The 13,109-nt window shown below is 33.1% G+C and carries 10 protein-coding genes and 4 pseudogenes; 8 read left to right on the top strand and 6 right to left on the bottom strand.

What is annotated here, in order from left to right; translation table 11 throughout:
* Positions 1-50: 50 nt before the first annotated feature.
* Together BB045_RS03580 and BB045_RS11840 are read right to left on the bottom strand one after the other, a co-directional pair.
* Positions 51-1,630: pseudogene (locus tag BB045_RS03580) on the bottom strand (solute:sodium symporter family transporter).
* A gap of 100 nt (positions 1,631-1,730) precedes the next feature.
* A pseudogene (locus BB045_RS11840) lies at positions 1,731-3,003 on the bottom strand (IS3 family transposase).
* A gap of 189 nt (positions 3,004-3,192) precedes the next feature.
* Between BB045_RS11840 and BB045_RS03565 the strand changes: the two are divergent.
* Positions 3,193-3,447 (top strand): hypothetical protein, encoded by a 255-nt coding sequence (locus BB045_RS03565; RefSeq protein WP_070581204.1) that lies wholly within the window; start codon positions 3,193-3,195, stop codon positions 3,445-3,447.
* Positions 3,448-3,722: 275 nt separating this feature from the next.
* Here the strand turns inward: BB045_RS03565 and BB045_RS03560 are convergent.
* From BB045_RS03560 to BB045_RS03550, 3 genes and pseudogenes are all read right to left on the bottom strand, one after another.
* Positions 3,723-4,478, bottom strand: a pseudogene (locus tag BB045_RS03560) (ABC transporter permease); the annotation flags it as partial.
* Between the two features lie 288 nt (positions 4,479-4,766).
* On the bottom strand, positions 4,767-5,849 hold the full coding sequence (locus tag BB045_RS03555) for a YkvI family membrane protein (RefSeq protein ID WP_142236923.1): 1,083 nt from the start codon (positions 5,847-5,849) through the stop codon (positions 4,767-4,769).
* A gap of 198 nt (positions 5,850-6,047) precedes the next feature.
* On the bottom strand, positions 6,048-6,269 hold the full coding sequence (locus BB045_RS03550; RefSeq protein WP_075140476.1) for a hypothetical protein: 222 nt from the start codon (positions 6,267-6,269) through the stop codon (positions 6,048-6,050).
* 229 nt (positions 6,270-6,498) lie between these two features.
* On the opposite strand from BB045_RS03550, the gene BB045_RS03545 reads away from it, so the two are divergent.
* From BB045_RS03545 to BB045_RS03515, 7 genes and pseudogenes are all read left to right on the top strand, one after another.
* Positions 6,499-7,860, top strand: coding sequence for an SLC45 family MFS transporter (locus tag BB045_RS03545; protein ID WP_075140475.1), 1,362 nt, complete (start codon positions 6,499-6,501; stop codon positions 7,858-7,860).
* Between the two features lie 551 nt (positions 7,861-8,411).
* The gene (isaB, locus tag BB045_RS03535; RefSeq protein WP_075140474.1) at positions 8,412-8,897 is read left to right on the top strand and encodes an immunodominant staphylococcal antigen IsaB family protein; all 486 of its coding nucleotides are present in this window, start codon (positions 8,412-8,414) and stop codon (positions 8,895-8,897) included.
* A gap of 303 nt (positions 8,898-9,200) precedes the next feature.
* Positions 9,201-9,821: pseudogene (locus BB045_RS03530) on the top strand (tandem-type lipoprotein); the annotation flags it as partial.
* The gene (locus BB045_RS12130) at positions 9,818-9,985 is read left to right on the top strand and encodes a hypothetical protein (protein WP_154392796.1); all 168 of its coding nucleotides are present in this window, start codon (positions 9,818-9,820) and stop codon (positions 9,983-9,985) included. The pseudogene BB045_RS03530 and the gene BB045_RS12130, both read left to right, overlap by 4 nt.
* 190 nt (positions 9,986-10,175) lie before the next feature.
* Complete coding sequence (locus BB045_RS03525; protein ID WP_053036231.1) at positions 10,176-11,063, top strand: mechanosensitive ion channel family protein; 888 nt, start codon at positions 10,176-10,178, stop codon at positions 11,061-11,063.
* A gap of 233 nt (positions 11,064-11,296) precedes the next feature.
* Positions 11,297-11,485, top strand: coding sequence for a hypothetical protein (locus tag BB045_RS03520; protein WP_053036230.1), 189 nt, complete (start codon positions 11,297-11,299; stop codon positions 11,483-11,485).
* Between the two features lie 86 nt (positions 11,486-11,571).
* Positions 11,572-12,096, top strand: coding sequence for a DUF3267 domain-containing protein (locus tag BB045_RS03515; RefSeq protein WP_053036229.1), 525 nt, complete (start codon positions 11,572-11,574; stop codon positions 12,094-12,096).
* Between the two features lie 73 nt (positions 12,097-12,169).
* Here BB045_RS03515 and BB045_RS03510 read toward each other — a convergent pair whose 3' ends face one another.
* Entirely contained in the window at positions 12,170-13,048 is an 879-nt protein-coding gene (locus BB045_RS03510; RefSeq protein ID WP_075140473.1) for a CobW family GTP-binding protein, read from the bottom strand.
* Positions 13,049-13,109 lie beyond the last annotated feature (61 nt).

The following is a 13,109-nucleotide window of genomic DNA, read 5'->3' as shown; positions in this document are numbered from 1 at the left end:
ACAATTACACTAAAATAAAAAAGAACGGATTTTCATCCGTTCTTTCATTTCTACGTCGCTACTCCGAGCGGTGAGAATATTATATAACTGACGACAACAACTGCAAGGACTGCAATTCCTGCGACATATCTGTATTTCCAAGGTGTCATATCCACTTTTGAGAAGTCTTTGCTTAAATCAAATTCATTCGATGGATACAGTTTGTTAAATATCAGCAATTCAGCAAGGTCTATAAAGAAGAGTACGCTCAGTATATATAAATAATGTACATCCCTTAACAGTAGGTTTGTCGATGTATACAAAACTATATGTGTAATAAAGGTCACTTTCGCACCAAGTTTCGATGTCTTCTTCGCAAAGAATCCGACTACAACAAGGATCAGAACAGGCAGACTGTATATACCGTTAAACTGTTGCACCACCGCATACAGTCCTGACGAGAAAAGCGAAATAACCGGTGCAAGTATCACTACTATTACACCTACAATTATAGTTGTGATTCTTCCCACTACTGCTAATCTTCTGCCTGAGACTTTTTTATTTATAAATGATTTGTAAAAGTCGAGTGAGAACAAGGTCACCGTACTGTTGAGTGCCCCGACAAATGAACTCAATATGACTCTGAAAATAATCGCACCGAAGATACCTAAGGCCCATTCAGGTAAGAGTGTATTAATCAGCATCGGATATGCATTATCAGCTGTACTCCATACATCTCCATGGAATATGTTAAATACAATAATACCCGGAAGTAATAAGAAAAGTGCACTGAATATTTTAAATATGCTTAAGTATATTGCGCCTTTCTGCGCTTCTTTTAAGATTTTCGCAGCCAGTGCTTTTTGCACAATCATCTGGTTTGTACACCAGAAAAACAAGTTATTAAAGAACATCCCGAACATCAGGGTCGGCCACGGTACAATCGTTGAATCTACTGCACCCCAGCCGTTTAATTTCTTAGGAGTTTCTTTAACAATGTGGTCGAAGCCATGCAGATAGCTTTCATCTCCTAAATATTTAAACGCAAGCACTGTGACAAGCAAGCCGCCGAATATTAGGCTGATGCCGTACAGCGTATCACTGTAGGCACTGAGTGACAGTCCGCCGATAAATAAATACAGTATACCGACAGCGCCGATTACCGCTGCGATAATAATAACTGCAGTATTATCGCTCACATTCAGAGATTCGCTGACCTTGAATAACTGATTAAACACCAGTGATTCCGAATATAAAACAACCGGCAGGAACGATACTATATACGTGAATATAAATAAAAGTGATACGAGTCTTTTAGTAAAAACATCGTAACGCATTTCAATAAATTCTGAAATCGTGATGATTCCGTATTTTAAATACTTAGGCAAAAACACCCAGCACAAAAGCACTACTGCTACTGTTGCTGTTACTTCTCATTCCATAACTTCCATACCTGCAACAAAGCTCTGGCCATTTTGTCCGACGAGCTGTTCGGTTGATAAGTTTTCATGATTATTGTAGAAGCTACAGCTAAACCGGCCAGGCTGTGTCCGCCCATAAAATATCCGGATGCACTGTTTTTATTTACACTTCTAGATCTGAAATATACATATAATGTGACGCCGATAATTACTATTAAAAATAAAATAATAGACCAAACATTGAACTGTAACCCATAATTTAGACAATTAAAAAAAGCGTCATGCTGCGAGTAGATGACCTCGGTATTGTACCGGGGTCATCTTTTTTAATCACCACTGATATCTTTCATTATTATACTTATTGATATAATTACCAACTGTATGCTTCAGTTCTTTAAAGAACTGGCACGCTTTATGGTCCACCATATCCTTAAAATGACCAAAGAAGGATTCCATAGGGGCATTATCCCAGCAGTTTCCCCGACGGGACATGGATTGGCGGAGACCCAGTTGTTTGACTCTGTTCTGGAACTCGGGGTGGGTATAATGGATGCCCTGATCGGAATATATCATTGCTTCCGGATGAAACAATTCTACGGTTTCATTCAGCTGTTTGAGGATGCGATAGACGATATCCATCTTTAGAGAGCGTGAGACGACATGGGTAATGATTTCTTTCGTTATACTGTCTTTGACGCAGGAGATATATGCTTTTTGGCCGTTTCCATAGTAAATGTAAGTGATGTCGGTCAGATACACTTTGCCCGGTTCATTTTGATCGAATGTCCGGCCCAACAAATTCTTGCTTGTGCTGTGCACCTTCGTCGCTTTCAACATATGCCTGTACGGTTTGGCTTGTCTGATTGTTGCGGTTAAATGATATTTTTTCATCAATCGCCGTATCTTTTTGTGGTTCATGATGATGCCGTAATCGTTCTCCAAAAACAGTTTGATTTGTAGTGCACCGACTTTTCCCTTTTCTGCATCAAAAATCTTTTCAATCAATGCCGCGTCTTTGTCGTCATTTTTCATTCTCATTTGCCTGCCTCTCCTTTTAAATACGCGTAATAACCACTTCGGCTGACACCAGAGAGCTTACATAGGTGGGATACCATATTTTTAAGTGGATGCTTGCGATGGAATTGTTCGATCAGTTCATATACTTCAGACGGTTTTAGTCTCGTCTCTGATGCTTCGCCTGCCTTTCGCGTGTTTCGAGCTTTTTAGAAATTCATTTTCTGCCTCTAAATATTTGATCCGTGCTTCAGCCCGCTTTAATTTTTTCTGCTGCTGAGCGCGCCGTGTCGGATGGCCGTCCTGTGGCCCCTCTGCCCCGGGAATCATTTTTCAGTCCGACCTCACCATGCTTTTCATATGTTTTTCGCCACCGGCTGAGGGACCGGTCCGGCTGTTCTTTTCCGATAATCGCCAGGTCAAATCCATGGTCAATGAATATCCGCACCGGTGTGCCCCCTGAAAGATAGGTTTGGACAGCCACCTTCTTGAATTCCGGATGATAAGTGATCGAGCGCTCTGAGACTCTGAGAATATTTGGATTCTTTTCTAACTGCTTCATTTCAAATGCTGAAAAATGCTGTGCCATAAGCTGCCTCCGTTCCAATACTTTGTTTCATTATAAAGAAGATCATTGAGTGGGCACAGAAAAACCCGAATAATGGATGTTTTTTATTAACTGTCCATTATTCGGGTTATAGTTCACTCAGATTGCACTCCTGCTTTTCTAACGTTGGGATTTCCTATGTAACCAATAATTAAGGATTTTCAAGGGTATTTGGGTTCCAAATTAAAGTTCAATTACATTAAACCTGATGAAGTTTTAAAAGTAAAACTACCTTCGTTCATTTTGAGAGAATTTATACATGCTTCATATAGAATGAAAAATGGAGAGCCATTTTCTTACAGTAATGATTTAACAATTAAAGTGAAATACTTTGATAAAGAAAAATCTAAATTTCAATATCTCTCTACTAAAATGCCATACGAAATTAAATATAAAGGGCAGGGCTATGCTACATTTCAATATTGAACCGGCCGTCATAAGATTAGACTAGTATTAAAAAAGTACCGTAAAAAAAGCATCGTAAAACGATACGCAGAAGCGTATCATAAGTGATGCGGTTTTTTCAGCCGCTTCATAAAGGGATTTTGAACGTATCGGAACGTATGAGATTTATGAGAATTGCTGTTATATTTTTTGAAAGTTATCATAAGTGATAGGGAAAAGTAAGAACTAGAAAAAAGCCTTCATTTAATAATTTGAAGGCTTTTTTTGATGAAAACTATATTAGACAAAATACCTTGTTAACTAGTTTTCTTTTTTACATAAGAGGCTGAAATTAGCGATGCTAAACCAAATATGATAAATGCAATGAACATCCATATTGTTCTGTCCATAGCTAAGCTTGAATCATTATAAAGCAGATCCTTTAAAGTGTTGAGATAATGATAGAATGGGCTCCAAGGGATAATATAATCTTGATAGAATTCTGATACCATTACTTTAGGCAGCATAACTGCTTGTATAGTAAAGAATAGATATAAAATAAATATTGGAATTGCGCCAAATCCTATCCAAACCATTGCACCTAATATGAGCGATGCAAATCCTAAAATCGCAATTGCTATGAATATAGCTGTATCAAATGGTTGGTTAAAGTCAAAATTCAACACGCCACCTGTGTAATAAACATACGCAAATGCACCAGCAAAAGCAGTTATTGTAACAGATAGAATGATTTTACTGATAAACCATAGTTTATCTTTATGTGATGCTAATTTATCTCTATTCTTAAATGTTAAGAATGATAGTACTGCTGTAATCATTGCTGAGAACCATACAGGTGTAAACATTGCAGAAGCTGCATTACCATTACCTTGGTGGTCTTTAACTTTATTTAAAGTTGTTGTTTCAACTTTCACAGGATTAACAAAGTTATCAAATTGATTACTTGGTAAATCTATTTTGTTTTTAGCTAATAACTCAACATTTTGCTTACTAATTTGTTTATTGAGTTGATCAGTGATTTTACTTAATGCTTGTTGAGCGATGTTTGATACTTGTGCGTTACTACCTTAAAAAGCATTACAAATAAAGTACGCATGTGTAGTAAAAAACTTCATTGTCTTAGATTCAAAATGGAATTATTTAATCATGTAATCAGTTCACCCTTTTCATTTAATTAAGTTATGCGTATATGATAGCGTTGTGAATGTCAAAGTGATAATGAAGTTATAATTTTGATATAGATATTATTTTCAAAGTTATAGTACTAATAGATTCATCATTAATTGAATGCAGAAGCTCATCACAAAGTGAGGGATGCTTTTTTAACTTTATTATTATACTTACATAAGCTTTTTCTTAGTAGTTTTATTATATACCCAACGTATTAATAAAGCGATTGCAATGAATAAGCCGATGTAGCCTACAATTGGAAAGACAATATTAATTAAATCGGCGAATCCCACAAAGCTTAGTATAAATGCTAAAACTAACGAAGAAATTAATAATATAAAATAACGTGGTGTACGAAAATCAGAAAAGCGAATTAAGAAAGGATAAATCATTCCCACACAACTATTAAAAATAACACCTACCATGACAGCTGACATAAGAACACCAAGCCAAGGATGAATATCTTTAGCCAATAATAATGTAGGTATATCGACACTGTTAGCATTTTCAACATTCGCAAGTAAACCTGCAATCATAATCAGTAATAGTATACTAAATACGATGCCTCCATAAGCTGCACCTCGTCTGGCAATCTTATGACTTTCTGCATCTCCGCCTATAATAGTTAAAAAGCTGAAGCTATTTCCTATAATAATACCACCATATAAAATAGCGTCCCACCACCAGGCATGAGGAGTATTTGTTTTTGAAGGTTGAATATGCTGAGCTACCTCATTAAAAGGGACAGTAGGTTGAATAATATTAAATCCGGCAATAATAAACACAGCGATAACTAAAAAGGGTGTGACGATACCTAACACGCTAATGATTTTATTGAAATTTAAAAGTAGAATGAAAAATAATAATAAAACAATTATGAATGAACCTATCCATGTAGGAACATTAAATCCTTGTTGTAATGCGGATCCACCACCAGCAATCATAACGACAGTTAATCCAAATAAAAAGAAAACAATTAAATAATCAATAATGGTTCCTAATACTTTACCAAATAAGCTATGTAATGAAATATCGTATTGATTTGCATCTAAACGGTAACCTACTTTTGAAGTTTGACGTGTACCAAAGGTTACAATGATACCTGTAATAATTGCGGCTATATATGCATAATTTCCATGGTTTACAAAAAATTGTAATAACTCTTGGCCAGTAGTAAAACCAGCGCCTACAATGAAACTTAAGTAAGCAAGAGTAATTTTAATTGCGGTTTTGTTTTCTTTACTCACCAACATTCCTCCTTAAATAATACATACATATAGAATAACACAATTTTAAATTATCATTTTTAAATGTATAGTTATATATTAATTTGAATATAATATATAGAAAAATATATAATTTGAATAGGTATTGAGATTATAAGAAAAAATAAAATTGAGCATCTCTGACCGCTAAGTGAAGGATGCTTTAGTTTTATTAGAATATAGTTTTCATTTTGATAGATAATGGTTAATAATTGTCTGTAAATCATTGTTAAGTACTGTTGTTATAGAATCATCATTCATAAAATCATCATAGATTTTATCCAATATTTCTTCATCTTCAATCGCTGTGAAGTGATATACTAGGCCTTTTATTATTGATATATAATTATGCTTCACTAAGAAGTTAGCAACCGTTCGCCAGTCTGACTGTGTGGTTTCATGGTTCATAGATAATCCTCCTTTTATTTCAATGTTCATTTTTGATTGCTTTAAAATGTTGATGTCGATAAATTCAAGTAAAAAATAAAATTTATTCAAAAAAGGTATCAAAGCTTGCTTAAAAATTTTGGAGTGTTAAAATTTTTATTGAAAACGGTTCCGATGAATTGTTATTTGCTATAGGTAGTTAATCGTTAAATTTATTAACTATATCGAGTAATAAATGGGAGAGATAGAAATGAATGATACAAATAGAACACATAAGGAAAATAAGTTAGAACAAGATATTACACTACCTTATTTAAAAAAAGCAGTTATTTTTTCAATTACTTTTGGTTTCTTTGGTGTAAATATGGCTTTTGCACTTCAATCAGCAATGATGGGGAGAATATTCCAAACGTTAGGAGCTAATCCTAATAATTTAGGATGGTTTTTTATTTTGCCACCTTTAGTAGGAATGATTGTTCAACCCCTTATTGGATACTACTCTGACAGAACTTGGACCAGATTTGGACGTCGTATGCCGTATCTGTTGATAGCTGGTCCGATTGGAGCAATCGTATTAGTCTTATTACCTAATGCAGGATCATTTGATTTTGGATATGCTTCACTCATGGCTTTATCCTTTGGTGCGGTAATGACTTTACTTATGGATTTGACTGCAAATGCATGTATGCAACCATACAAAATGATTATCGGGGATATGGTAAACGAAAAACAAAGAGACATGGCATGGTCTTGGCAACAAATTTTTTCAAATTTAGGTGGTATTATTGCTACATTATTACCATTTTTATTAACAATGTTGGGAATGAGTAATGTAGCACCTAAAGGTGAAGTACCAATGACTGTAAAATTAGCTTATTATATTTCTGCAGCAGTATTATTAATTGCTTCTATATGGACAGTTATCTCTGTTAGGGAATATGAGCCTAAAACTTATAATTATTATCATGGAATCAATGAGAACAATAGAAATAATAAATTAAACTTATTACAGTTATTAAAAAATGCCCCTAAACAATTTTGGCAAATCAGCGTAGTTCAATTTTTTAACTGGTTTGCATTGATGTATCTTTGGACATATTCAACAGGTGCAATAGCAAAAAATGTTTGGAATGTGACAGACCCTTCTTCAGCCGGATATCAAGCAGCGGGAAATTGGTATGGCGTATTATACTGTATACAATTTTTGAGTTCAGTTATTTTTGGTTTTGTCATTGCAAGATCTAAACCATCCCAAAGAAAATTTTGGTATAGCTTTGGATTGGTTTTCGGTGGAATAGGTCTTATTTCAATATTCTTTATCCATAATCAATGGTTACTCATTTTTTCATTTGTATTGATTGGTATTAATAATTTAACGATGAATACACAACCATTTACATTATTAACTGAGGCAATCGATGGAGAAAATTCGGGGGCATATTTAGGGTTATTTAATACAAGTATTTGTCTACCACAAATTGTAGCGTCTATAGCCAGTTTTGGACTGTATCCATTATTGGGAAGTTCAATGCCTGCGATGCTACTGCTTGCAGGAATCATGATGCTTTTAGGTGCAGTTTCAGTTAAATTTATTAATGCAAAATTTGAATAGACTAGTAAAGAAAAACTTAATAATATTAATAAGAGCGGAAATAGAGTGTTTTTCGCTCTTTTTTTATAAAAAAATATTAGAAATATGCAATAAACAAAGAAATGATGTATTAGTAATTAAAGTAGTTGAAATCCTACCATCATTGATAAGATTCTGAAATATCTTATCAACAATTTCTTCATTTTCATTGGCTGTGAAATGACATGTTAAGCCTTTTTAAGCCTTTTATAAATGATAAAAAATGTTGTAATTTTAAACAACTGTGCACTAATCTGATTGTATTAATTAAGGTCTATAGCTAATATTTATTTGAAAATCCACCTCTGTCTCTCTTTAGCATTGAATGGATACATGACCTCATGCATTTCTGGGCTATTGATAGTATTGTAATTAATAAATATAAAAAACTTTTTTTATTTCTCCTTACATGGCACAAGTAAATGTAAAAGTGCGATAATTGGTAAAATTAAATTTATTTATGTAATATCATCGAAATATTGTAATGTAAATGTAATAATGCGAACTGTAAGACAAATATGAGGAGGGTTTTTATGAAAAAAGTTTCTAAATTTATTTTAGCTAGTAGTTTAATTTTTGGCTTTTCCGTAACGCCCGAATTATTTAATGTCACTCAAGCACATGCGCAAGGATCTGTGAATCCTTATTATAATTATAGTGGTTATACAGCACATCAAAGTAACTTTATTCTAGATAAGAATTTTAAAACATCTTTAAAAGCTGATAACTTCAAGATTAATGGTTACAAGATTACTCAAAACGAATCAGCTAAAAATGATAAAGATGTATATGATCAAACATATTACGGGGTTTCTAATCATAAAGCGAATGGTGTTTTCTTCTCATTAGACGGTAAGTCAGTGAGCGAAAAAGAATTATTGAATCATTACGGTGAACCAAAGTATACATCTACATCAGCATGGGGCAAAGAATATACGTATAAAATTGGAAATAAAGATGTAAGATTTTATGTTAACCAAAAAGGTTATGTCATTAAAGGACAAATCATTAGTGAATAGAACCGGATACTGAGCACGTATAAGGAGTGGGACGAAATTCATTATGAATTCGTAGTCTCGCTCCCTAAATCAATTTATACGGTATTTAATTCAAAAGTTATTTTACATGTTTAAGATTTACGATCAAACAATATTAAAAAGAACCCGCATCATTAACCGATAGGCAGAAGCGTATCGTAAGTGAGGCGGGTTTTATTTATGAAAGTAAAATAAAATTTGAATTCCATCTTAAATGTATTATATGTTCATTGTTGGGTAATATGTAGATGTTTAAGAAGTTGATTTATATAATGTTTATCAATTTATGATAAAGAGGGTTATCGTGATGAAGAGTTTGATAAAAAGGATAAAGGGACATGGATAGTTGAATCTATCATGACAATTGAACCAAAAGGTAAGTACAAGGAAACTAGAGGTATGTTTCTATATATTAATCGCAATACTAGAACAACTAAAGGTTATTATTACGTGAGGAAAACAACAGATGACAGTAAAGGTAGACTAAAAGATGATGAAAAGAGATATCCTGTAAAAATGGAACACAATCAAATTATTCCAACGAAGCCGATACCTAATGACAAACTAAAAAAAGAAATAGAAAACTTCAAATTTTTTGTACAATATGCCAACTTTAAAGATATTAATGATTATAAAAACGGGGATATTTCATACAATCCTAATATTCCTAGTTATTCTGCGAAATATCAACTGAATAATAATGACTATAACGTGAAACAATTAAGAAAAAGATATGATATTCCAACCAATCAAACCCCTAAGTTATTGTTAAAAGGGGATGGCGACTTAAAAGAATCATCCGTAGGTTCTAAAAATTTAGAATTTACTTTTGCAGAAAATAAAGAAGAGGATATATTTTTTACAGATGCAGTACAATTCACTCCTAGCGAGGATGATGAATCATGAGTCAAACAGATTATCAAATAACACCTGATAATATAAAAGGTAATTCTAAAGAAACCAGCTCAATATCCAAAATCAGTTATGAAATAGAAAATGCGAATAATAAAAGTTTGAAAAAATGGCAAAGGTTATTCGATGGATGGTTTTATGATTACACCTGGAAGTGACTGAAAATAATCAGTAGTCCTAAGATAATTTTTTATATGGAAATTCATAAAGCATCCTTCATCACAAAATGAAGGGTGCTTTGTTTATTTATAAGTGTTATATTTAGAAATGACTTACTGCTCATTATCTATAAAGATTTGTACATTGAAAATATTGATTGTTTTAACAATAGGAGGTCATGTTGTTATTATGAGTCAGTTTAAGGACACATTATATAAACTATTTGAGCCAATGATGAAAATAGAGTTCTATCAAACTCTTTTGGTTAATCTTTTAATTATACTTGCTTATATCTTGATGGGTATAATTGTAATTGCGATATCAAGAAAGTTAGTTACTAAATTTTTCAACGTTAATGAAAAGAAAAAGAACCGTCATAAAATTAAGAGAAGTGAAACACTATCCACATTGATTCAAAATTTAATAAGTTATGTCGTATGGTTTATTGTCCTTACGTCAATACTTTCACGTTTCGGTATTAGTGTATCAGCAATTTTAGCAGGAGCTGGAGTTGTTGGTGTTGCCGTTGGTTTCGGAGCACAAACAATTGTAAAAGACATTATTACTGGTTTCTTTATTATATTTGAAGGACAGTTTGATGTGAGTGATTATGTTCAAATTAATGCATCTGGGGTAACAATTGCTGAAGGTACAGTTAAAACGATTGGTTTAAGATCAACACGTATACAATCAGATACTGGAGAAATTTATACATTACCTAATGGTATGATTAGTGAAATAGTCAATTATTCTGCTACAGATGTTTCACCTATTGTGATGATACCGATTTCTCCAAATGAGAATTATAAAGTAATAGAAGAGAAATTATTAAGATTTTTACCTACATTAAAGAATAAATATGACATATTTGTATCCGCACCAGAATTACTTGGTTTAGATAGTGTTGATGGCAATGAAATGGTGATTAAACTTTTAGCACATGTTAAGCCCGGAATGCATTTTCCAGGACAACGTTTGCTTCGTAAAGAGGTCATACAATACTTTAGTGAAGAAGGCATTCATATTCCTAAACCAACACTTGTAAAACTTGATAAAGAATTGAATAAAAAAGAATAGTCTGCAGTTTCATTTTTAATGTGAAAATTCATAAAGCATCCCTCATCGCAAAGTGAAGGATGCTTTATTTTTATTATGATAAGTCATGAGTGATAGTGATTTGAAAAACATTGTTGAGTAAAGTTGTTATAAAGTCATCATGTATGAAATTTCATAGACAGTATCTTGTATTGATACATTGTATACACACTATTCATTCTGGCTTTAGTTATATTTAAACAAGAGGAATGAAGATGACAAAACTCTTTACTGTTAAAACAATATTTGCTTTTATAGTTTTGTATAGATGTGCATATAATTTTAACTTTGCAACAGAACCTACGATTAATATAAGACCACAGAAAAAAGGAACAACACTCGTTATGTATGCCAAAGATAAAGCGAATAATAAGAGTGCTTCTTTAAAGTTAAAAGTAAAATAAATCAAAAATGAAACAACGATGCATTGTGAACTTCACGAAATCATATTACGATTGTAGTAACAAAACTTTCAAAAGGGGCGTTATGTTTGGAAGAAATTAACTTGTTAGAAGATAAAAAATTAGCGAATAAACTAGCTATATATTCATATATTAGCTTTGTCGTTTTCGGTATCATTTTTTATATTATTATGAAGTTTTCGGATACACCTAAATTTTTTGATTCTTTGTTAGTTAACGCATTATTCGTGATTATTCTTATTGTACTTATGTTTGTTGTTCATGAGTGTATTCACGGGGTATTTTTCAAACTATTTTCACCTAAGAATAAAGTCTACTTTGGGGCAGCTAACGGTATGATTTATTGTGCGATACCAGGCGGGACGTTTACACCGCTCACATTTTTAATTAGTAGTATTGCACCATTTGTCATTATCACAATGCTATTTATAGTGACGTTATTTTTAGGGTGGTTTCCACGGGGGCTCTTTTTCTTCTTTGCCACATTTCATGCAGGATGTTGCGCTGGTGATTTCTATTGGGTTTGGAAAATGATTAAAGCTCCGAAAGACGCAACCATTGAAACAACGGATAAAGGCATTATCATTCACTAGCGCTTACTTTACTTTTGTTTAGTAAAAGCTTATATGACAATCCAACACGATCTCGTGTTGGATTTTTTTAGTGTTATAATACTAACTCGATATCATCTAAGTGTTTTCCAATAGCTACCAAATACAAAGGAACGTCTGATTTAAATTGAACGGGTGTTAATTCGATTTCTCCTTCAGCGTATTGAACTAAATGTATCAATTTACTATCTGTAAAACGAACAAATCCTTTCACACGATATACTTGTTGTGGGAGTCGGGTTAACCTTTCAATGAAATCTACTTTTGTTTGTGAGCGAGGCGTATCTATCAACTGATGATTGATGGCGTGATGGAGTGTACCTCTTTGTTTAACATCTAAATGTTTCACGTTTAACAATGTATTTAAAGATAATTCTCCCCATTGTCCTACTTGTATGTTTGCGTCTTCATTAATGACCTCTAGATGTCTTAATAAGCAAGCGACTTGATTAAAATCAGCAATATCAATTTTATTTACAAATAGCGTAGAGCAATGACTTAATTGTTCATAGAATAACGCTTGAATATCTCTAGGGTATGTTTCTATCTTCTCGTACAACTTTGCATCAATGATGCCGAGCATACTTCTAATAGTGGTAATTGGAGCTAGTACAGGGGTTAGACAGGCGTCAACAACGGCCAATGGTTCAGCGATACCACTACATTCTATAAACACAAGATCTGGTTGATGTTCTAAATATATTTCATGCAATTGTTGTGAAACGTTTGATTTCATAGCACAGCAAATGCAGCCTTCTACAATCTCACTGATAGGAATAGTTGGATGAATGAGTTGACTATCGACACTCATTTTTCTAAATTCATTAATAATTAATGCAGTTTTTATATCATGATTCAATGCGTCTTTAATTAGGTGGTTCAATGTCGTTGTCTTACCGCTGCCTAAGAAACCTCCAACAATAATGATTTCCATAATAAACTCCTAACTTTGAATGAGATACCAACGTTACGATTTTACAGTGTTATTGAGGTAG

The sequence above is a fragment of the Staphylococcus sp. MB377 genome (assembly GCF_001922505.1).
GTDB lineage: Bacteria > Bacillota > Bacilli > Staphylococcales > Staphylococcaceae > Staphylococcus > Staphylococcus haemolyticus.
This window is presented reverse-complemented; position numbering and strand designations above follow the sequence as displayed.

Bases quoted from the DNA above. Each gene is read 5' to 3' on its own strand.
- BB045_RS03555 (WP_142236923.1), bottom strand. From the start codon at position 5,849: ATGTTGGTGAGTAAAGAAAACAAAACCGCAATTAAAATTACTCTTGCT.
- BB045_RS03550 (WP_075140476.1), bottom strand. From the start codon at position 6,269: ATGAACCATGAAACCACACAGTCAGACTGGCGAACGGTTGCTAACTTC.
- BB045_RS03545 (WP_075140475.1), top strand. From the start codon at position 6,499: ATGAATGATACAAATAGAACACATAAGGAAAATAAGTTAGAACAAGAT.
- isaB (WP_075140474.1), top strand. From the start codon at position 8,412: ATGAAAAAAGTTTCTAAATTTATTTTAGCTAGTAGTTTAATTTTTGGC.
- BB045_RS12130 (WP_154392796.1), top strand. From the start codon at position 9,818: ATGAGTCAAACAGATTATCAAATAACACCTGATAATATAAAAGGTAAT.
- BB045_RS03525 (WP_053036231.1), top strand. From the start codon at position 10,176: ATGAGTCAGTTTAAGGACACATTATATAAACTATTTGAGCCAATGATG.
- BB045_RS03520 (WP_053036230.1), top strand. From the start codon at position 11,297: ATGACAAAACTCTTTACTGTTAAAACAATATTTGCTTTTATAGTTTTG.
- BB045_RS03510 (WP_075140473.1), bottom strand. From the start codon at position 13,048: ATGGAAATCATTATTGTTGGAGGTTTCTTAGGCAGCGGTAAGACAACG.